Here is a 20,616-nt window from a genome sequence, read left to right as displayed (position 1 = left end):
TTCCCTATTCCCTAACGATCAACGACATGATGCGCTCTTGGCTGGCCTCGTCGGCGTTCAACTCGCCCACGAAGCTGCCCTCGTTCATCACGTAGATCCGGTCGGACATGCCCAGAAGCTCCGGCATCTCCGAAGAGATCATGATGACGGCCTTCCCGGCCGCGCTCAGTTCATTGATGATCCCGTAGATTTCGTATTTCGCGCCGACATCGATGCCGCGCGTCGGCTCGTCGAGGATCAGCACCTCCGGCTCGGTAAAGAGCCATTTCGCGAGCACGACCTTCTGCTGATTGCCGCCCGAGAGGTTCATCACCTTCTGGAAGACCGAGGGCGTGCGGATATTGAGATCACGGCGGTATTTCTCGGCCACCTCGGTTTCGCGAAAATCCTCGACCACGCCGTTCTTCGCCACCGCGCCGAGATTGGCGAGGCTGGTGTTGCGCTGGATGGTCTCTTCGAGGATCAGCCCGAGGCTTTTGCGGTCCTCGGTGACATAGGCGAGCCCTGCCGCGATCGCGCGGTCAACGGTCGAGACATCGGCGGGCTTGCCGTGGATCAGCACCTCGCCCGAAATATCGCGCCCGTAGCTGCGTCCGAAGACGCTCATGGCAAGTTCGGTGCGGCCCGAGCCCATAAGCCCCGCGATCCCTACGACTTCGCCCGCGCGGACATGCATCGAAAGGTCGCGGATCATCTGGCGGTCGCGATGTTCGGGGTGGCGCACGTTCCAGTTCTTCAGCTCGAAGAGCACCTCGCCCGCACGACGGGTCCGGTCGGGGAAGCGATGCGCCATGTCGCGACCCACCATGTCGCGCACGATGCGGTCTTCGGTGAGGTCACCGCCGCGCGCGTCGATGGTGGAGATCGTGGCGCCATCGCGGATCACGGTCACGCTGTCGGCGACGCGCTTCACCTCGTTCAGCTTGTGGCTGATGATGATCGAGGTGACGCCCTGCGCCTTCAGTTCCAGCAGCAGATCCAGCAGCGCCTGACTGTCGGATTCCGACAGCGCCGCGGTCGGCTCGTCGAGGATCAGGAGGCGCACGTTCTTCGACAGCGCCTTCGCGATCTCGACAAGTTGCTGCTTGCCCACGCCGAGGCTGTCGACCAGCGTGCCGGGCGCTTCACGCAGCCCGACCTTCTTCAGCAGGCCCTCGGTCTGCTGGAAGGTTTCCTGCCAGTTGATCACACCGCTCTGGGCGCGTTCATTGCCCAGATAGATGTTCTCGGCAATCGACAGCAGCGGCACGAGCGCCAGTTCCTGGTGAATGATGATGATGCCGCGATCTTCGCTGTCGCGGATGTCGCGGAATTCGGCAGCGGCGCCGTCATAGACGATCTCGCCCTCGTAGCTGCCTGCGGGATAGACGCCTGAGAGCACTTTCATCAGGGTCGATTTTCCCGCGCCGTTCTCGCCGCAGATCGCGTGGATTTCACCGTCACGGACCGCGATCGAGACGTCGTCGAGCGCTTTCACACCAGGAAAGGTCTTGGTGATGTTGCGCATTTCAAGAAGGGTGGTCATCCGACCTCTCCGGCGTCAAATCGAGTGGGGGACTGGCCGCCCCGAAGGGCGACCAGCGAGTGGCAAGGCGGGGAGGCCCGGCTTACTCGATCTGATCCTTGGTGTAGTAACCGGAGCCGATCAGAACTTTTTCCCAGTTCGATTTGTCCACCGGCACCGGCTGGAGCAGGTAGGACGGGATCACCTTGACGCCGTTGTCATAGGTCTCGGTATCGTTGATCTCGGGCTCGCCGCCCTTGAGCATCGCGTTGACCATGCCCACGGTGACTTTCGCCAGTTCGCGGGTGTCCTTGAAGATGGTCGAGTACTGCTCGCCCGCGAGGATCGATTTCACCGAAGGCACTTCCGCATCCTGACCGGTAACGATCGGCATCTTCATGTCGCCCGAGCCGTAGCCCACGCCCTTGAGCGAGGACAGGATACCGATGGACAGCCCGTCATAGGGTGAGAGCACGCCCTGCACCTGCTTGTCGGTGTAATTGGCCGACAGAAGGTTATCCATGCGCGACTGAGCGACGGCACCGTCCCAACGCAGCGTGCCGACCGTGTCCATGCCCATCTGGCCCGACGGGATCACGACATCGCCCGAGTCGATGAGCGGCTGCAGCACCGACATCGCGCCGTTATAGAAGAAATAGGCGTTGTTATCGTCCGGCGAGCCGCCGAACAGCTCGACATTCCACGGCTTCGTGTCGGGGAAACGCTCCTTGAGCCCCTGCACCAGCGAATTGGCCTGCTCCACGCCGACCTTGAAGTTGTCGAAGGTCGCGTAATAGTCGACATCCGGCGTGTCACGGATCAGGCGGTCATAGGCGATCACCTTGATACCGGCGGCCTTCGCGTTGGCCAGAGCGTTCGACAGCGTCGTTCCGTCGATCGCCGCGATCACCAGAACGTCCACGCCCTTGGTGATCATGTTCTCGACCTGAGCGAGCTGGTTCGGAATATCGTCTTCCGCATATTGCAGGTCAGTGTCGTAGCCAGCTTCCTGGAACTGTTCGACCATCGAGTTGCCGTCAGAAATCCAGCGAGCCGACGATTTGGTCGGCATCGAGATGCCGACGGTTTCGGCCCAAGCCCCGGAACCGAGCAAAGCGGTGCCGATCGCCAGCACTGCGGCGGCGGTTTTGATTTTCATGGTGTCCTCCCTATGACGGTGCGCGACCCGTCTGTCCTCCTCGCGCAGCCCGATACCGGGCGTGGGAGAAACACTAGCAATGTGGGAGCATGATGATAAAATTACATTCAACGCAATCTGCATACCGAAAGTGATATGCCTCTTTCTCACCTGATGCTGAAACCGGCGCAGCTGCGCCTGATCCGGGCGGTCGCAGAGTCCGGGCAACTCCAGCTCGCCGCTGAAAGCTGCGCCATGACCCAGCCGGCCGCGTCCCGGATGCTGGCCGAGGTGGAGCGGCGGGTCGACGCACCGCTGTTCACCCGGCAGCCCAAGGGGATGGAGCCGACAGAGATCGGGCTGGCTGTCCTGCGCCGTGCCCGCGCCGTTCTGCGCGAACTCGAGAGCATGGGCTCCGACATCGAGGCGCTGCGCAGCGGTCATGCCGGGCGCGTGCGGATCGGCGCGGTGACCGGGCCTGCGGTGGGCTATCTCGTGCCCGCGATCCGCGCCGTCAAACGCGCCTCGCCCGAGAGCGATATCTCCGTGGAGGTTCTGCCGTCACGCGATCTGTTGGGCTATCTCGCGGCGGGAGAAATGGATTTCATCCTCGCCCGGGTTCTGCCCGAGTTCGACAGCGAGCTTTTCGACATCACCCCGATGCGCGACGAGAAAATCGTCTTTCTCGTGCGCGCCAATCACCCGCTGGCCCGCTCGCCCTTCGTCACGATGACCGAACTGGGGGATTACGAATGGATCCTGCAACAGCGCGGCGCGCCGATCCGCGAGGCGACCTTCGAGGCCTTCGCGGCGCTTGGCCTGTCCGAGCCGCGCGACTGCGTGAACAGCCCGTCACTGCTGTTCACCATCGCCTATCTCGCGCAAAGCGACGCCGTGGCCGCCGTCTCGGAAGAGGTCGCGCAGCTTCTTATCCGGGACCCGGTCAATGCGGGCTTCGCGGTTCTGCGCATCCAGCAGGAATTTCGGGTGTCGTCCTATTACCTGCTGGGTCTGCGCCGCCGCCCGCTCTCGCCGCTTGCCCTTAGATTGCGCGAAGAGCTGCTGCAGCTTTCGGGGCAGGCAAGCTGATCGCAGACAGCAGCCACGTCCCCACATCTCCATCCGCTTAGCTCACCCGGTCAGGCGCGTCGCGCGCAGATCGCCTGCCTGTTCGAGGATCGGATAGGCGACATAGGTCACGTCCGTATTGATCTGCTTCAGCGCGCGCACGGTTTCCTGATGGATATTCGTGGTCTCGATCGAGGCGCTGTTATTCGCGCGCAGCCGCGCAAGGTGGGCCGCCTGCAACTCGGCCTCGGCGGCGCGGGTGCGGTCTTTCTCCTCCACGAGCTGGCGCGCATCGTCGATCTCCCCCGACATCAAAACGTTTAGGGCCAGACGCGTGTTCGAAGTGACGCGGTCATGGAAATCGGTCAGCTCCCGCAGCCCTTCTTCCGAGAAGGTCAGGCCGCGTTCGTGGATGCGCTGCGCGAGATCGACAAGATTGGTCGAAATCTGATCGCCCGCATCCTCGAGATGGTTCGCCACCATCGCGATCTCCATCGCGCGCCGGGATTGTTCGGTGCTCAGCCGCGTCTCGTTTAGCCGCGCGACATAGAGCTTGATCTCGTAATGCATCCGATCGACTTCGCTCTCGTTGCGCTTGATGCGGGCGGCGACCTCCGGGTCCCAACGGACGAAAAGACCGAGCGCCGGCTGCAGCATCTCCAAGACCTGCTCGCCCATGCGCAGCAACTCGCGCGCCGCATTGCCAAGGGCATGACCCGCGTCCCCCAGCCCCTTTTCATCGAGCGCGGTGATCCGGGAGGGCGACAGATCCTTGCGCTCGACTACGACCGCCTCGGCAAGGCGCAACACCCCAGGGATCAGCGGGAGCGACAGGATCGCGACGCCGAGGTTGAAGACCAGATGCAGGTTGATCACCTGCCGCGCTGTCGTCGCGCCCAGAAAATCGAGCGCATGCGGGAAGGCCATCAGACCGATAAGCACCAGTGCAGCTCCACCCCCACGCAGGACGAAATTCGAGACCATGATGCGGCGCGGGATCGGATCGGCCGACAGCGTCAGCATCACCGGGATGATCGCCCCGCCAAGGTTCGCGCCCAGCACCATCGCCGCGGCGCCCGTCCCCGGCAAAAGGCCCTGCCCCGCGAAAGTCACGAACATCAAGACCGCCGCGATCGAGGAATGCATCGCCCAAGTCAGCAACGCCCCGAGGACGAAGGCCGAGACGAGATCGCTGCCCAGCCGGGTCAGCACCGCGTCTACCAGTTCGCTGTCGCGAAGGGGCGCCGTCGCCTCGCCGATCAGACCGAGCGAGAGCAGCACCAGCGCCAGACCAACGAAGATACGCCCCGCTTGGCGCGGACGGCGGGCTTTTGATTTGAGAAACAGCGTCACCCCGATCACGAGAAGCGCGGGCACCAGAACATGGATCGGCGAGAGCAGGATCTGCGCCACGATCGACGAGCCCAGATCGGCGCCCAGCACCAGCGCCACGCCCGACACGGCGGCCAATGTCCCGCTCGCGGCGAAACCGGCGGTCAGGATCGCGACGGCGGTCGAGCTTTGCAGCAGCATCGACGCCCCCGTCCCCGCAGCCATCGCGCTGATCCGCGTCCCGGCCGTGCGGCGCAGGAACTGGCGCAGCGAGGCCATGAAGGCGCGCTCGACCCCGGTGCGGATCAAACGAACCGCCCAGAGCAGCAGCGCCACCGCGCCCGCGAGATTGATCAGGAAATAGATCATAAGCTCTCCCAAATCCCGCGTTTGGCTTCGGAAGTCCTCCAAGGCCACGCGGTTCTACCCCGTTAAACTGCATCAAAATGTGGGGTTCGCAACATTTTTCTTGAATTTATGCGACATAGGCCACATCAATTTTAAGGTTCGGTGAGTTTTCTCACCTTCGGGAAAAGCGATGGATGCGAGCGTGAAACAAGAGGGACAGCGACTGCGCAAACGCGACCGGCGCGAGCAGATCCTGTTCGAGTTGAAGCTGCGCCCCCATCTGCGGATCTCGGAACTCGCGGCGCGGTTCGGGGTCTCAACGGAGACGATCCGGCGCGATTTCGATGCGCTCGAGGAGAAGGGGCTGATCGACCGCGCGCATGGCGGTGCCTCGCGCCCCCATCCGGGTCACTATCCGACGCTGGACGAGCGCGAACGCGACCAGTTTCAGGAGCGCGAGCGGATCGGGCGCATGGCTGCAGCACAGGTCGCGCCCGGCGAGACGCTGATGATCGACTCCGGCTCGACCACGCAGCAGATGGCCCGGTTTCTCGCCATGGCGGGCACGCCCTGCCGCGTCATCACCAATTCCCTGCCCATCGCGATGCTTCTGGGCGGAAGCGAGGGGGCGGAGGTGATCCTTGCCCCGGGGAATTACCTGCCGACGGAATCGGCGGTCGTGGGCGAAGAGACGCTCGAATTCCTGTCGCGCCATCACGTCGACCGCGCAGTGATCGGGGCCACGGCGCTCTCGACCGAGGGCGTGTCCGAGACCATTCCGGGCTTCGCCGCGATCAAGCGCGTTATGCTCGCGCAGGCGCAGGCCGGAATGCTGCTGATCCTTGGGTCGAAATTCGGCATTCACGGCTTCACCCGCGCCGCCACGCTCGACGCGCTCGCCTCGGTGGTGGCGGACCGCGCGCCGCCCGCCGATCTGAAAGAGGCGCTGCGCGAGAACGCCGTGGAGGTGTTACTCGCGAAGTGACACCTCTGACAAGGGCAGGAATGCCAGCGCGCCGCACGCCTGAACCTGCTGGTGATCCTTGCTGCAGTAGTGGTAAGCGAACGGATATCGGCGAAGGTGCAAGGGACGACCCTCTGATGACAATGACAGCGCAGGAAGCGCTCGTAGCTTATGAGCGCGCGCGCCATCGACTGCCCTCCCCGGGCGCGGGCACGACAAGCCAGATGGCCCGCGATCTCTCGGAACTTGCCGATCTGTTCGACGTCTTCCTGCTCGATGCGTTCGGCGTGCTCAATATCGGCGAGACCGCGATCGAAGGCACGCCCGAGCGCGTCGCGGCGCTGCAAGCGCAGGGCAAGCGGGTGATGGTCGTGTCGAACGCGGCGGGCGTCCCGCATGACAGCCTGATGCGGAAATACGCACGGCTCGGCTATGACTTCGCGCCCGAGGATGTCGTCACCAGTCGCACCGCTCTCGTTGCAGCCCTGCGCGAAGCGCCTGCCCGGGCCTGGGGCCTGATGGCGAGCCAAACGACGGGCGATGACGAGCTGGATCAGTTCGACGTCACATGGCTCGCTGAAGACCGTGCCGCCTATGACGCGGCCGAAGGCTTCCTGCTGATCGGCGCGGCGGACTGGACCGAAGAGCGGCAAGACCTGCTCGAAGCGTCCATCCGCGACAACCCGCGCCCGGTCTGGGTCGGCAATCCCGATATCGTCGCCCCCCGTGAGGTCGGTTTCTCGCAGGAGCCGGGTCACTTCGCGCATAGGCTCGCCGATGCGACGGGTGTGGCGCCGGAGTTCTACGGCAAGCCTTTCACCAATATCTACGACATCGCCTTCGCGCGTCTCGGTCCGGTCGATCCCGCGCGCGTGCTGATGGTGGGCGACAGCCTGCACACCGACATTCTCGGCGCACAGGCGACCGGAATCCGCTCTGCCCTGATCGCGGGATACGGTTTCTTCGGCGGCGAGGACGCGCAGGCGGCCATCTCCTCCTGCGGCATCGTTCCGGATTTCGTTCTGGAACGGCCGTGAGCGCACCACCGCTGACCCCGGCGAAATGATGTGATTTTTCAAAGCCATCGCGCGCGCTCCCGCCCCGACCGCGATGGGCTATACTTGATATGCACCTTTTAGTATGTGTGTCCCCCGAGGAGCACGGAGGCCAGACCTGTCATGGACTCACCAGAAAGCATCCAACAGCACTTGGCTGCGATCGTGGAAGGCTCGGAAGATGCGATTGTCACCAAGGACCTCAACAGCATCATCCTGAGCTGGAATCGCGGCGCGGAAAACCTGTTCGGCTACACTGCCAAAGAAGCCATCGGTCAGCCGATCACGATCATCTTTCCCCACGACCGGATGGATGAAGAGGTCGATTTCATCGCCCGTCTGCGGCGCGGCGAGCGGATCGCCAATTACGAAACGATCCGGCAGCGCAAGGACGGCAGCCCCGTTCCGGTGTCGCTGACCGTCTCGCCCGTGCGCGACGCCGATGGCCAAGTCGTCGGCGCGTCGAAGATCGCACGCGACATCACCTTGCAGCATCAACTGGCGGAGCAGCAAAGGTTGCTGCTGTCCGAGATGCGCCACCGGGTCGGCAATGCCTTCGCGGTGGCCGCGTCGCTGATTGCCGTTGCCGCGCGACAGGCGGACAGCGCGGAGCAACTCAGTAGAGAGATGCGCAGCCGCCTTCACGCGATCGCGTCGCTCAACTCGATGACCGTGAACGACCCTTCGGGTGAACAACCCGATGGCATGCCGCTGTCCTATCTCGTCAGCACCATCCTGAAACCCTTCAGCGAAGGGGCGAGCGTCCAGACCTCGCTTCCGGATATTCAGGTGCGCCCTGCTGCGATCACGCCGCTGACCCTCGTTCTCTTCGAGCTTGCGACGAATTCGGTGAAATATGGGGGCCTGTCGCAGAGCGGCCACGGCGTCGAGATTAGCGCGGAGATCGAGGACGGGCGCTTCAGGCTTGCATGGAAAGAGCCCGGCATCACCGAAGCGGGATCCGGCAAGGACGAAAACAAAGGGTTCGGCACATCGCTTTGTCGGCTCACCGTGTCCACCTCGCTAGGCGGTAGCTTCTCGCGCGATTTCACGCCAGAAGGATTGGTCGCGGCGTTGGATCTCGATCTGACCATGGTAGCGCAGATGCCGTGAGACCGCCGGGCGCGGAGCTGCACCTGCGGTCCGAGGCTGTTGGGCCACGATTTGCGTCCGGCCCGAAGAAAAGGCTACCTATATCGCGAAGATAAAAAGAAAATCGCGAGGCTCGCCCCATGGCACCGGACGGAAGCACAGCAAAACCGGCGGAGCTTCGGCATCGGATCATGGCCGGTTTCATCGGCAACGTGGTCGAATGGTATGACTTCGCGCTCTACGGCTATCTTGCAGGCGTCATCGCCCCGGTCTTCTTTCCGTCCAACGACCCGACCGCGGGCCTGATCGCGACCTACGGGATTTTCGCGGCCGGTTTCCTGATGCGCCCGCTTGGCGCAGCGGTGTTCGGCTGGTTCGGCGACCGCTATGGGCGCGCGCGCACGATGCAGATTTCGGTCGTGATGATGGCTATGCCGACGCTGTTTCTGGGCATATTGCCGACCTATGAGCAGGTCGGCGTTCTGGCGCCGGCGCTTCTGGTTCTGGTGCGGCTGCTGCAGGGCCTGTCGGTCGGTGGGGAGTTCTCGTCCTCGGCCACATATCTTGTCGAAACCGCGCCCCTGAAGAAACGCGGCCTGACGGGGAGCTGGGCCAATATCGGCTCCATGTCGGGCTCGCTACTGGGGGTCGGGGCGGCGGCGCTCGTGACGAACCTCTTCGATGCGCAGACGCTTGCAGATTGGGCATGGCGCCTGCCCTTCCTCGGCGGCGCGGTCCTTGGCACGGTGGCGATCCTGATCCGCCGCAACCTGCACACATCAGAGCATTTCCAGCAGCATCAGGAGGGGCGCGACGACACATCGCCCCTGCTCGAAGCCTTCACGACGAACCGCAGGGAAACGCTTCTGGCGGTGGCCTTCGCGGCCAGTTACGGCACCTGCTACTACATCGCCTTCGTCTATCTTCCGGAGTGGCTATCCGGCCAAGGCTTGATGGCGCGGGACACGGCGCTGCTGATCAATACCGCGATGACGGTCCTCGTGATCCCCGCGATGCCGCTGGCGGCAATCGTGGGCGACCGGTGGGTGACGCGCCGGGTCTGGATCGCTCTGGCGATCGGGTTGCTGGCACTTGTCGCATGGCCGCTGCACGAGTGGATGCTCGTGTCGGGCGGCGCATGGCTGCCCGTGGTCGTCGCACATGCGGTAACCTTCCTGCTGTTGGCCGTGCCGCTAGGCTCCGGCCCCGCCCTGTTCGCGGAGATGTTCCCCGAGCGGGACCGGCTCTCGGGCTATTCCGTCGCCTTCAATATCGGCCTCGGCATTTTCGGAGGCCTCACGCCGATGATCGCCACGAGCCTCATCGCCGCGACCGGCATGGTCACCGCCCCCGCGCTTTACATGCTCGTGGCGGGTTTGATCGCTGTGATCGCGCTCGTCTTCACTCCCGATCGCAGTCGCGCGCCCTTGCGCTGACCGAAGCACTCCCGCGAAACCGAATTGGAGGCTGGACCGATCACCGGGATGCGCTATCACGGTGACGGCGCGCACGCTTTGGAGATGTGAGGCGCCACCGACAGTGAGACGTGCAGAAGGACCACAGACCGGATGGAACAGCGCGGAACCGACCGTCTGAAACTCGCCCTCCTCGCGCTCGCCGTAGCGGCGCTGGTGGTGGGCCTCGCCTTCTGGGCGGTTGGCGCGGACGCCTTGGCGAAAGCCAGCTGGATCATCGGCGTCGTGCCCACGCTCGCCGCGCTTGTCTTTGAGATCTCCCGCAGCCTCCGGCGCGGCGAAGTCGGTCTGGATATCGTGGCCGCGCTCTCGATGACCGCCGCGCTTGTCTTCGACGAGACCCTCGCCGCGGCGGTCGTCGCGGTGATGTATTCCGGCGGCACCTTTCTTGAGAGCTTCGCCGAAGGCCGCGCCCGGCGCGAGATGCACGACCTTCTCTCGCGTGTTCCACGGACCGCGACCCGGCATCGCGATGGCGGGCTGGAGGATATCCCACTCGACGAGATCGCCCCCGGGGATCGGCTGCTGATCCATCAAGGCGACGTGGTGCCGGTGGACGGAACATTGGCCTCCGAGACGGCCTTTCTGGACACATCGGCACTGACCGGGGAGTCTCTGCCGGTACGTCTGGCGCATGGGGCCGACATAATGAGCGGCTCGACCAATGCAGGTGAGGCGTTCGATCTGTTGGCAGTGCGGCCTGCGAAGGACAGTACCTATGCCGGGATCGTCCGGCTGGTCGAGGAAGCGCAGGCCTCCAAGGCGCCGATGTCGCGCCTCGCGGATCGCTGGTCGCTGGGCTTTCTCGTGGTCACGCTCGCCATCGCCTTCGCGGCGTGGTGGTTCACCGGAGACCCGATCCGGGCCGTCGCGGTTCTCGTGGTCGCCACCCCCTGTCCGCTGATCCTCGCAGTGCCGGTCGCTCTGGTGGCGGGTCTTTCGCGCGCGGCGCATTACGGCGTGCTGATCAAGGGGGCGGGACCGCTCGAGACGATGGCGCGCATCGGCACGCTGGTCCTCGACAAGACCGGCACCCTGACCGAAGGCCGCCCGCAGATCGTCTCCATCGATAGCCACGACGGGATGGAGGAGGATGAGATCCTGCGCCTCGCCGCAGCCCTCGATCAGGCCTCGAAACACCCGGTGGCACAGGCGATCGTCACCGCCGCGAAAGAGCGCGGCTTCACCCTGCCTGTCCCGTCGGATGTGGCGGAAATCGCGGGCGAAGGCGTCGTGGGCCATGTCGATGGGCGCAAGGTCATCGTGGGTGGCGACGACTTCGTGGCGGCACGTGTCGGGCGCAAACCGGGCGATCACCCGACGATGGCCGCCGGGGCGGTTCTCGTCGCGGTCGCCGTGGACGGGCGCATGGCCGGGCATCTGGTGATGGCCGATCCGCTGCGCGACGATGCGGGCGCCATGCTCGACGGGCTGCGCCACGAGGGGATCGAACGGATTCTGCTCGCCACCGGCGACCGGACCGATGTGGCCGAACGCGTGACCGAGGGGCTCGGCCTCGACGGGCTGCGCGCAGGGCTCACACCGGACCAGAAGGTTCTCCTCGTGCTCTCCGAGCGCAAGCACGGGCCGGTCATGATGGTGGGCGATGGCGTGAACGACGCGCCCGCGCTTGCCGCGGCAGATGTCGGTGTCGCCATGGGCGCGCGCGGGGCCGCCGCCTCGGCCGAAGCGGCCGATGTGGTGCTTCTCGTCGACCGGATCGATCAGTTGCGCGCGGGCATCGAAATCGCCGCATCCTCGCGGCGGATCGCCTTCGAGAGCGTCGCCGCCGGGATCGGCCTCTCCGTGCTGGGCATGATCGCAGCCGCCTATGGCTACCTCACGCCGGTGGAGGGCGCCATCTTGCAGGAGGCGATCGACGTTGCCGTGATCCTGAACGCCCTGCGCGCCCTTAGGATCAGGCCCAAGTGAGGACGCAAAACGACGTCGCACCCTCACTCAAGCCTGTGCCCAGTGGCGTTATCGCAGATAGACCTGATTGCCGCTGCGCACGACGCTCACCCTGTCGCCGACACGGAACTGGTTCGACATCTGGATGACGGTGATCGAGCCACCATTGTCGAGCCGCACGGTCCACGCATAGGACGTGTAGGTGCCGCCTTGGCTGGCGACGTTGCTGCCGATAATTGTGCCCGCGATCGCGCCCGCGCCGGTCATCACGTCCTTGCCGGTTCCGGAGCCGAACTGGTGCCCGATCACCGCGCCGACGAGGCCGCCCGTGACCGCGCCGACGATCTGGTCGCCGTCGCTGGTGCGGCGCATCGTGACCGGCTGCACCGAAACGATGCGACCATATTCGATGCTGTCATAGCTGTAGGTGGTGCGCGGGCCGGGACCCGGACCGGTATAGGGACCGTTCGCATAGGGACCCGGCGTCGGGTTGCAGGCGGCAACGCTCAGCGCCGCAGGCAGAACAAGAAGAAAAATACGCATTTTGAACCTCCATGGTAGCTCCGCCGCATGTCTTTGACATCCGGGCGTAAAAGAAGCTTGCCGCGATTCAGAGCGCGTTTCCTTGTTTTCGGACAATGAGGTTGAATAAGTCGCAGGCGGAGGCCGCGTCGCAAGAAGCGAGGATTTTGGCGATCCCTCGAGGACTCGAACCCCGAACCTGCTGATTAGAAGTCAGCTGCTCTATCCAGTTGAGCTAAGGGACCGCGTGGCCCCCTAAATGCGCGATCGGCGCGCGCGGTGCAAGTTCAGATCGCGCGCATCAGGAAGACGGAATTCGGATCGGGCTGGTAGCCGACATAGGGCCCGCATTCCGCAAAGCCCGCCCGTAGGTAGAGCTGGCGCGCCGGGGCGAAGGAGTCCTGCGATCCGGTCTCGAGATAGAGGCGCGCAATGCCGTCAGTGCGCGCGGCGTCGATCAGCTGCTCGAGCATCCGCCGCGCGAGACCCCGCCCGCGCATCTCGGAGAGGATATGCATCGATTTGATCTCGCCCTCATCGGGCGCGATGCGCTTCAGCGCGCCCATGCCCACCGGGCGCCCCGCCTGCCGCATCACGAAGAAGGAAATGCCGGGCGCAGCCAGCGCATCTGGCGGCAGCATATGGATCGACTCGGGCGGCGTATCTTCGTGCATCGCCGCCGTGTGGCGGGCGTGAAGCTCTGCAAGATCCGCGCCCAGCGGGGTCTCGCGCGCGATTTCGATCGTGTCTTCCATGGGGCGTCCTCATCCGTGTCGGCGGCAGATTAGGCGCGGCGCGCGCGAGCCTCCAGCGCGAAAACGCCTTAGTTGCGGATGACTTTGCAGAACCCGCCTTGCCCGCGGATTTCCTCGCAGGTCGCCAGCGCCTCTTTGCGCGAACCTGCCGGGACTTGCGCCGTGTATTGCGCGCGCCGCCCAAAACCCGGCATCACCGCGCGCACGAAGCGCAGCTTGGCGTCACCAATCGCGCCGGAATGACGCGCGGCGGCCCGTTTCCCGAACACCTCAGCCGATCTCTGGGTGCGCCCGGCGGCCACGATCACGCCCCAGGGCGGGACAGGATCGCGGAACTCCCGGATCGCCCTGCCCTTCGCCAATTTGGTGCAGGCCGCAAGGAAAGGCGTCTTCCCATCGAGCCGGAAATCCACCTCCTCGGGCGGCGTGTCGCGCCAAGCCTCCGCGGAATGGCCGGTGATCGCGCGCACATAGGCGCGGGTCTCGCCCGCAAGCCCGCCGGTCTTGGCGATGAACCCCGCCGCACGGTCCTCGCCGCCGTTATAGCCGATCGCCGCGAGGCCGGGATTGCCGAAGCGTGCGGCCATCTCCGCCAGATAGCGCGCCGAGGCTTCGATCGCTTCGGCCGGGTTGAACGGGTCGGCAAGCGCGCGCAGCCGCGCCGTGCCGGGCATGAACTGCGCGATCCCCTGCGCCCCCGCCGGGCTGATCGCGGCCGGATCGAACCGGCTTTCGCGCCAGAGAAGCCGTGCGAAATAGCCCGGGTCGATCCCCGCCTCTTGCGCCGCGTTTTCGATAAGCCCGCAGGTATCGGCGAAATAATCTTTCAACCCGATGCAGCGGCGCCCGTCCTCGGTGCAGCGCAGATCGGGCGCCGGAGGCCCGATCATCGCCCGCGCAGGCTGCGCGTTCAGCGCCCCCGCGAGGGCACAGAAAAACAGGGCTGAGAGGAGGGTTTTCATCACTGAAAATTAGCGGGAATTCCGGCATGGCGCCAGAGCGACGTCGAGGCCGAGCCTTAGTCGCGCAGCACACCGGCGGCGGCCAGCACTTCGCGGTCCGGGCGCCAGATATCGCGATGCGGTGTCGCGAAGGCGCGTGTGGAGAAGCTGGCACTCACGCCCCGATCGCGCAGGAAGGCCCGGTCGATCGTTTCCTCCTTCGCGACGTCTATCGGCAGCGGATAGGCTTTCAAGCTATAACCGTGAAAGCCCAGCGTGCCCTCCGGGCCAAGATCGCGATGCGCGCCCGCCATGAAGATCAGCGTGCAGGCGGAATAGCAGCGTCTCGTCACCTGCGTGCTCAGCCCCCGCGCCAGCACGCGTTGCGCCAGCGCCCGCGCGGCGAAGACCTGCCCGCCGGCACTGTCGAGATCGACCGCCGAGACGCCCGTCGCCGGGGTTGCCTCGAACCGCGCCAGAAGATCGTAGCCGATATCACCGGTCAGATAAGCGACGCCGTTGCGCACCTCCAGCGGCTGCGGACCCGCGTAGGCGATCGGCGCCAGGGCAGTGGTCTGCCGCGCGGCCTGATCGAGCGCATGGGTCACCGTCACAACCGCGACCGCCACCACCGCCACGCGCCCCGCGAGCAGCACATGCCCCCGCGCCCGCGCATCGATCCAATGCGACAGGCTGCGCCACGCCCCCACCAGCTGCCACAGCGCCAGTGTCATATCCGCGAGGAACAGCAACGCGAAAAGCGGCATCAAGAGCGGCGACGACATGGCTTGCCACAGCTCGGCGACAGCCAACCGTCCGCCGATCAGCACCACCACGAGCGCGACCCAAGGCGGGCAGTCGCCCTGCCAGTAGCTGCCGAGACCCCAGTGTGAGGCAGGCTGAAATATCCGGGTGGCTCGGGCCATTTACGTCGTCCTTTCGAGCACCATCGGCTTTCAGTGTAGCACGACTGACCCGAAAATTGGGAAACTGCTGGAAAGGACGCGACTGCGGGCGGGCCGAAGGCGGGACTTCTGCCGCGAGCCATGCCTCTGCTATACTAATGAGACGGGAGGTCCCTTCGCATGATCACGCTTACGATCAACGGGCGGCACGTCGAAGTCGATGACGGCACCAGCTTGCTGGAGGCGGCGAAGCAGGCTGGCATCCATGTCCCGACCCTGTGCTATTACCCCGGCTTGCCCGCCCATGCCGTGTGCCGCATGTGCCTCGTGGAGATCGAGGGCAGCCATAATCCGCAACCGGCCTGCCGCACTCTGGCGAAGGAGGGCGATGTCGTGGCGACGGACACCGAGGCGCTGGCGGCCTTTCGGAAAGCCGATGCGCAATGGCTGCTCGCGCGCCACCCCAATGACTGCATGCGCTGTGAGGTGAACGGGGCGTGCCAGCTCCAGCGCCTCGTCCATGAGAACCAGTGGGAGGAGCGTTGGCCGAAGATGCCCGCCGGGGCGCCCGCCGCCTCGGAAGAGCTCGCGAGTGATCACACCTCCCCCAGCATCTGGCGCGACCTGTCGAAATGTATCGAATGCGGGTTGTGTGCGGAGGTCTGCGGCGACAGCGTGCAGAACCAGAATGTCATCGGGTTCGCCAATCGCGGCTTTGACCGCCGCCCTGTCACGGTCTTCGACGTGCCGCTGTCGCAGACCAATTGCATCTCCTGCGGCCAGTGCACGCTTGTCTGCCCGGTTGGCGCGCTGATCGAGGCGCCCCATTGGCACGCGGTGCTGCAAACGCTCGACGCCCATCGGCGCGTCTCCGTCGTTCAGGTGGCCCCGGCGACCCGCATCGCCATCAGCGAGGAATTCGGGCTGGAACCGGGCACCGTCAGCACGGGGCGCTTGATCAATGCGCTGCGGCTTTTGGGGTTCGATTACGTGTTCGACACGAATTTCGCCGCCGATCTCACGATCATGGAGGAAGGCACCGAACTGCTGTCGCGGCTCGAAGCCGGGACGAAGTTGCCGCTTTTCACCTCCTGCTGTCCGGGTTGGGTGAATTGGGTCGAGCTGAACCGTCCCGATCTTCTACCGCATCTGAGCACGACCAAATCCCCCCAGCAGATGCATGGCGCGATCGCCAAACGGGGCCGCTTTGCACGGTCTCTGGGGCCCGATTTCGCGGACGGCAAAACCGAGCCCTATGTCGTGAGCGTGATGCCCTGCACCGCCAAGAAGGACGAGGCCCAGCGCCCCGGCATCTCCGGCGATGTGGATCATGTGCTCACGACCCGAGAGCTGGCGCGGATGATCCGGTCGCGGGGCATCCCGTTCGGGGCGCTCTCCGAGGACGGGCAATTCGACAGCCCGCTGGGCGAAAGCACCGGGGCCGCCCAGATATTCGGCGCCTCCGGCGGCGTCATGGAGGCGATGGTCCGCACGGCTGCGCATTTCAAAGGGGTCGAGCACGATCTGCCGCTGGAATGGGAGGCGCTGCGCGGCGTCCGTGAGGGCGTGAAAACCGCGACCATTCCCGGCGTCGGCACCGTGGCCGTGTGCAACGGGATCGCCTCGGCCCAGCGCATGCTGGAAGACGAGGCCTGGCGCGACGACTATGTCGCGATCGAAGTCATGGCCTGCGTCGGCGGCTGCCTCGGCGGCGGCGGCGAACCAAAATCCATGGACCCGCATATTCTGCAAAAACGCGCCAAGGCAATCTACAGTGTGGATGCGAAGGCGCCGCGCCGCCGCTCCTATGAGAATGCGGATGTGCAGGCGCTCTATGCCTCGGAACTGGGCGCGCCGAACTCCCCGACGGCGCATCGTCTGCTCCACACCCATTACGCCGCCAGACATTCCGAGCGCTCGCTGCTGATGCGCTTTCTGGATTGCGTGGACCGGCGCGACGGTGCGGCGGCCGCAAAGCTGTTTCATCCCGACGGGGTCTGGTCGACCGCCTCTCCCTTCGGCGTGCTGACCGGTGCGGACGAGATCGCGGGGCTCATCAACGCGAAGCTGCCACCGAACCTGCGCGGCGCGAAATATACGCGCCACCAGATGGAGCGCGCCTCGGATATCAACGATCTCACGGTCCTCGCCCCCGACGGGAGCCGCAGCCGCTTCGATCTGGAGCTGAGCACCTTGGGCGGTCAGTCGGAGATGGTGATCCGGAAACTGACGCGCACTGTCCTGTGACACTCTCCTGCGCAGGCTTTCCGCGCAGCGGGCGAAGACAGGTCACAAATTCATCGCCCCAGCGATCACAAGCGCGTTTCTTTTTCCTTTCTTGTTCTAGAGCAAAGCCATAGCGGGCGACGGGGTTCATTTTCTCGGACGTATTACTCCCGCCCGAGCTTGCGGGGAGAGAAACCGGAACGGATGAACGATGCCAAGCCAGAGCCGCGATGAAATCGAAAAAATGCTGTCCAGCGCGAAGAGTGGACGCCCTTGGCGATTCTGGGCTTTCGGCGCGGGTGCTGTTGTGATCGCGATCGGCGCGTGGCTTTGGCTCGCGCCCTCCGGCGACACCACCGGCACGAGCTATGTAACACAAGCCGTCGCGCGCGGCGATCTCACTGTCACGGTCACCGCGACCGGCACGGTGCAGCCCACGACGGAAGTCGAAGTCTCTTCGGAGCTGTCGGGCACGCTCGATAGCATCGATGTCGATTATAACGACGAGGTCGAAGTGGGTCAGGTCCTCGCGCGGCTCGACGACACGAAATTCAAGGCGCAGGTCGCCAATGCCGAAGCCGCGCTTGCCGCCGCCAAGGCGCAGCTCGCACAGGCCGAAGCCACCCAGAAGGAAGCGACGGCGCTTTATGAGACACAGGCCGAGCTGGACCGGCGCGGCGTCTCGACCCATAGCACCTTCGTTACCTATATCGCGCAGCGCGATCGCGCCGTGGCCGCCGTTCAGGCTGCGAAAGCGTCGCTGACGCTGGCCGAGGCGAACTTGGCGTTGGAGAAGGACGATCTGGAGAAATCGGTCATCCGCTCCCCGATCAACGGCGTCGTTCTGGACCGCAATGTCTCGGCCGGTCAGATCGTGGCCGCCTCGCTGTCCGCGCCCACCCTGTTCACGCTGGCCGAGGACCTGCGCCGGATGCAGTTGCTCGTCGATATCGACGAGGCGGATATCGGTCAGGTCGCGGTCGGCAATGACGCGACATTCACCGTCGACGCCTATTCCGGTCGCTCCTTCCCGGCGACGATCACACAGGTGCGCTACGCCCCCGAGACCACCGACGATGTCGTGACCTACAAGGGCGTGCTGGCGGTCGACAACTCCGATCTGCTCCTGCGCCCCGGCATGACCGCGACGGCGACGATCACCGTGGACGAGGCCAAGGACGCGCTGCTGATCCCGAATGCGGCGCTGCGCTACGCGCCCCCGCAAGAGGTCGAAGATGCGGGCAATGGCGCGAGCGGGCTCGTCGGCCTCGTGATGCCGAGCCGACCGAGTTCGGAGAGCGGCACCGCGAGCGGGAAATCCGTCTGGGTGCTGCGCGACGGCACCCCCGTCGAAGTGGCGGTCACACCGGGGGCGACGAACGGCAAGTTCACGATCGTCACCGAGGGCGATCTGGCCATTGGCGATCAGGTTATCACCGATCAGCGGGATGCATCGCGATGAGTGAGCCGCTTCTCGAGCTGCGCGGGATCGAGCGCCACTATGGCCACGACGAAACCCTCGTGCGCGCCCTCGACGGCGTCGATCTTCGCGTCGAACCGGGGGAATTCCTTGCGATCATGGGGCCCTCGGGGTCGGGAAAATCGACCGCGATGAACATCATCGGCTGTCTCGACCGGCCGACTGCGGGGAATTACCTGTTCAACGGTGTCGAGGTCGCGACCCTGAACCGCGATCAACGCGCGCTGCTGCGCAGGCACTACCTCGGTTTCGTTTTTCAGGGCTACAACCTTCTGCCACGCACCACCGCGCTGGAAAATGTCGAACTTCCCCTGATCTACAAGGGGATGCGCAAGGCTGAGCGTGTGGCGCGGGCCCGGCAGGCTCTGGCGCGGGTCGGGCTCGAGGGGCGCGAGGATCACACGCCGTCGCAGCTCTCGGGCGGTCAGCAGCAACGCGTCGCCATCGCGCGGGCGCTGGCGGGCGAGCCGATGGTGATGCTCGCCGACGAGCCCACCGGCAACCTCGACACCAAACGCAGCGTCGAGATCATGAACCTGATGCAGGACCTCAACCGCGAGTCCGGGCTGACCATCGTGATGGTCACACATGAAGAGGACATGGCCGCCTATGCCTCCCGCCTCGTCGTCTTCACCGATGGCCGCGTCGTGCGCGACGAGAAGATGCACGAAGGAGCACTGTGATGCTCTGGGAAACCATCCGCCTCGCGCTCACCGCGATCATCCGCAACGCGCTTCGATCCTTTCTCACCGTGCTGGGCGTGGTGATCGGGGTTGCAGCCGTCATCGCGATGGTGACCGTCGGGCAAGGCTCCTCCGAACAGGTCTCGGCCAATGTGGAATCGCTCGGCACGAATGTGCTGGTCCTGCGCTCGGGGGCGCGGATGATGGGGCCCGGATCGCGCGATACCGCCCCGCCCTTCAAGCTTTCGGATGCAGAAGCGCTGGAGGACCTGAGCAGCCTCTCGGCGGTCGCACCTGTCGTTTCGACCGCAGCCACGGCGGTCTTCGGCAACAACAATCGCACGACATCGATCACCGGCACGACGTCGCCCTATCTCGAGATCGGAGGCTGGACGATCGCGCTCGGGCGCAGCTTTACCCCGGCGGAGGACCGCAGCGGCGCCAATCTTTGCATCATCGGCGAGACCGTGCGGACAACCCTGTTCGGCGCGACCGATCCGACCGGCGAGAAGATCCGCATCAAGTCGATCTCCTGCGAGGTGATCGGCGTGCTGAAATCCAAAGGCGCCGGGTCCTTCGGGCAGGATCAGGACGACCTCGTGCTGATGCCGGTCCGAACGGTGCAAAGGCGGCTGATGGGCAGTCAGGACGTCTCTTCGATTTCGCTTCAGGTGGCCCGGACGGCCTCCGTGGAGCGGGCGACCTCCGATATCGAGGCCCTGATGCGCGAACGCCGCCGCATCGCCATCGGTGAAGACGACGACTTCTCGGTCTTCGACATGGCCGAGCTGAGTTCGATGCTGAATTCGGTCAATTCGGTTCTCACCGGCCTGCTCTCCTCCGTCGCGGCGGTCAGCCTGCTCGTGGGCGGGATCGGCATCATGAACATCATGCTCGTCTCGGTGACCGAGCGCACCCGCGAGATCGGCATCCGCCTCTCGGTCGGCGCGCAGGCGCATCAGGTTTTGATGCAGTTTCTGGTCGAGGCGGTGGTGCTGTCGGTTCTGGGCGGGATCATCGGGATTCTCTTCGGCCTCGGCCTCGCCTATGTCGCGGCGCAGATCATGGCGATCCCCTTCTCGCCCAGCCTGAACGTCATCGCCCTCGCCTTCGGCTTCTCCGCCGTGGTGGGTATGGTCTTCGGCTACTTTCCTGCGCGGCGGGCGGCCCGGCTCGATCCGATCGATGCGCTGCATTATCAGTAGATGTCAGGCACA

At 65.0% G+C, this 20,616-nt stretch carries 17 protein-coding genes and 1 tRNA gene; 10 read left to right on the top strand and 8 right to left on the bottom strand.

Annotated features, from left to right (window positions below):
- Nucleotides 1–4: 4 nt before the first annotated feature.
- Both mmsA and chvE read right to left on the bottom strand, forming a co-directional pair.
- The gene (mmsA, locus tag ACZ7GB_RS08255; protein WP_078520306.1) at nucleotides 5–1,525 is read right to left on the bottom strand and encodes a multiple monosaccharide ABC transporter ATP-binding protein; all 1,521 of its coding nucleotides are present in this window, start codon (nucleotides 1,523–1,525) and stop codon (nucleotides 5–7) included.
- An 82-nt stretch (nucleotides 1,526–1,607) separates the two neighbouring features.
- Nucleotides 1,608–2,663 (bottom strand): multiple monosaccharide ABC transporter substrate-binding protein, encoded by a 1,056-nt coding sequence (chvE, locus tag ACZ7GB_RS08250; RefSeq protein ID WP_078520307.1) that lies wholly within the window; start codon nucleotides 2,661–2,663, stop codon nucleotides 1,608–1,610.
- A gap of 135 nt (nucleotides 2,664–2,798) precedes the next feature.
- On the opposite strand from chvE, the gene ACZ7GB_RS08245 reads away from it, so the two are divergent.
- Nucleotides 2,799–3,731: a LysR family transcriptional regulator gene (locus ACZ7GB_RS08245; RefSeq protein WP_078520308.1), complete on the top strand. Its 933-nt coding sequence runs from the start codon at nucleotides 2,799–2,801 to the stop codon at nucleotides 3,729–3,731.
- A 42-nt stretch (nucleotides 3,732–3,773) separates the two neighbouring features.
- Here ACZ7GB_RS08245 and ACZ7GB_RS08240 read toward each other — a convergent pair whose 3' ends face one another.
- Entirely contained in the window at nucleotides 3,774–5,411 is a 1,638-nt protein-coding gene (locus tag ACZ7GB_RS08240; protein WP_472158257.1) for a Na/Pi cotransporter family protein, read from the bottom strand.
- Nucleotides 5,412–5,592: 181 nt separating this feature from the next.
- Between ACZ7GB_RS08240 and ACZ7GB_RS08235 the strand changes: the two genes are divergently transcribed.
- The 5 genes from ACZ7GB_RS08235 to ACZ7GB_RS08215 all read left to right on the top strand — a co-directional run bounded on the left by ACZ7GB_RS08235 (nucleotide 5,593) and on the right by ACZ7GB_RS08215 (nucleotide 11,908).
- On the top strand, nucleotides 5,593–6,375 hold the full coding sequence (locus ACZ7GB_RS08235; RefSeq protein WP_472158255.1) for a DeoR/GlpR family DNA-binding transcription regulator: 783 nt from the start codon (nucleotides 5,593–5,595) through the stop codon (nucleotides 6,373–6,375).
- A 116-nt stretch (nucleotides 6,376–6,491) separates the two neighbouring features.
- Nucleotides 6,492–7,391 carry an HAD-IIA family hydrolase gene (locus ACZ7GB_RS08230; RefSeq protein WP_348638977.1) on the top strand — a complete coding sequence of 300 codons (900 nt, stop codon included), beginning with the start codon at nucleotides 6,492–6,494 and terminating at the stop codon, nucleotides 7,389–7,391.
- Between the two features lie 141 nt (nucleotides 7,392–7,532).
- Nucleotides 7,533–8,522: a PAS domain S-box protein gene (locus ACZ7GB_RS08225; protein ID WP_472158254.1), complete on the top strand. Its 990-nt coding sequence runs from the start codon at nucleotides 7,533–7,535 to the stop codon at nucleotides 8,520–8,522.
- A gap of 119 nt (nucleotides 8,523–8,641) precedes the next feature.
- Nucleotides 8,642–9,937 carry an MFS transporter gene (locus tag ACZ7GB_RS08220; protein WP_472158253.1) on the top strand — a complete coding sequence of 432 codons (1,296 nt, stop codon included), beginning with the start codon at nucleotides 8,642–8,644 and terminating at the stop codon, nucleotides 9,935–9,937.
- 132 nt (nucleotides 9,938–10,069) lie between these two features.
- Nucleotides 10,070–11,908, top strand: a complete 1,839-nt coding sequence (locus ACZ7GB_RS08215) for a heavy metal translocating P-type ATPase (protein WP_472158252.1) — start codon at nucleotides 10,070–10,072, stop codon at nucleotides 11,906–11,908.
- A 48-nt stretch (nucleotides 11,909–11,956) separates the two neighbouring features.
- Here the strand turns inward: ACZ7GB_RS08215 and ACZ7GB_RS08210 are convergent, their stop codons facing one another.
- The 5 genes from ACZ7GB_RS08210 to ACZ7GB_RS08190 all read right to left on the bottom strand — a co-directional run bounded on the left by ACZ7GB_RS08210 (nucleotide 11,957) and on the right by ACZ7GB_RS08190 (nucleotide 15,031).
- Nucleotides 11,957–12,430, bottom strand: coding sequence for an outer membrane lipoprotein (locus tag ACZ7GB_RS08210; protein ID WP_083078996.1), 474 nt, complete (start codon nucleotides 12,428–12,430; stop codon nucleotides 11,957–11,959).
- A gap of 147 nt (nucleotides 12,431–12,577) precedes the next feature.
- Nucleotides 12,578–12,654, bottom strand: a tRNA-Arg gene (locus tag ACZ7GB_RS08205).
- 42 nt (nucleotides 12,655–12,696) lie between these two features.
- Nucleotides 12,697–13,164: a GNAT family N-acetyltransferase gene (locus ACZ7GB_RS08200; protein ID WP_274963130.1), complete on the bottom strand. Its 468-nt coding sequence runs from the start codon at nucleotides 13,162–13,164 to the stop codon at nucleotides 12,697–12,699.
- Between the two features lie 68 nt (nucleotides 13,165–13,232).
- Nucleotides 13,233–14,126, bottom strand: coding sequence for a lytic transglycosylase domain-containing protein (locus tag ACZ7GB_RS08195; RefSeq protein WP_472158251.1), 894 nt, complete (start codon nucleotides 14,124–14,126; stop codon nucleotides 13,233–13,235).
- Nucleotides 14,127–14,182: 56 nt separating this feature from the next.
- Nucleotides 14,183–15,031 carry a COG3904 family protein gene (locus tag ACZ7GB_RS08190; protein WP_472158249.1) on the bottom strand — a complete coding sequence of 283 codons (849 nt, stop codon included), beginning with the start codon at nucleotides 15,029–15,031 and terminating at the stop codon, nucleotides 14,183–14,185.
- Nucleotides 15,032–15,190: 159 nt separating this feature from the next.
- On the opposite strand from ACZ7GB_RS08190, the gene ACZ7GB_RS08185 reads away from it, so the two are divergent.
- From ACZ7GB_RS08185 to ACZ7GB_RS08170, 4 genes are all read left to right on the top strand, one after another.
- Nucleotides 15,191–17,257 carry a [FeFe] hydrogenase, group A gene (locus ACZ7GB_RS08185; RefSeq protein ID WP_472158248.1) on the top strand — a complete coding sequence of 689 codons (2,067 nt, stop codon included), beginning with the start codon at nucleotides 15,191–15,193 and terminating at the stop codon, nucleotides 17,255–17,257.
- Between the two features lie 190 nt (nucleotides 17,258–17,447).
- Nucleotides 17,448–18,698, top strand: coding sequence for an efflux RND transporter periplasmic adaptor subunit (locus tag ACZ7GB_RS08180; RefSeq protein ID WP_472158246.1), 1,251 nt, complete (start codon nucleotides 17,448–17,450; stop codon nucleotides 18,696–18,698).
- Nucleotides 18,695–19,399 carry an ABC transporter ATP-binding protein gene (locus tag ACZ7GB_RS08175; protein WP_078541903.1) on the top strand — a complete coding sequence of 235 codons (705 nt, stop codon included), beginning with the start codon at nucleotides 18,695–18,697 and terminating at the stop codon, nucleotides 19,397–19,399. The genes ACZ7GB_RS08180 and ACZ7GB_RS08175 overlap by 4 nt, the downstream gene beginning before the upstream one ends.
- On the top strand, nucleotides 19,399–20,604 hold the full coding sequence (locus tag ACZ7GB_RS08170) for an ABC transporter permease (protein WP_078520321.1): 1,206 nt from the start codon (nucleotides 19,399–19,401) through the stop codon (nucleotides 20,602–20,604). Before ACZ7GB_RS08175 ends, ACZ7GB_RS08170 begins: the two co-directional genes overlap by 1 nt.
- Nucleotides 20,605–20,616 lie beyond the last annotated feature (12 nt).

The sequence above is a fragment of the Thioclava sp. PTB-PU3-1 genome, from assembly GCF_055666785.1.
The sequence above is the reverse complement of the archived record's forward strand: the minus strand, read 5'-3'. Positions and strand labels throughout refer to the sequence as shown.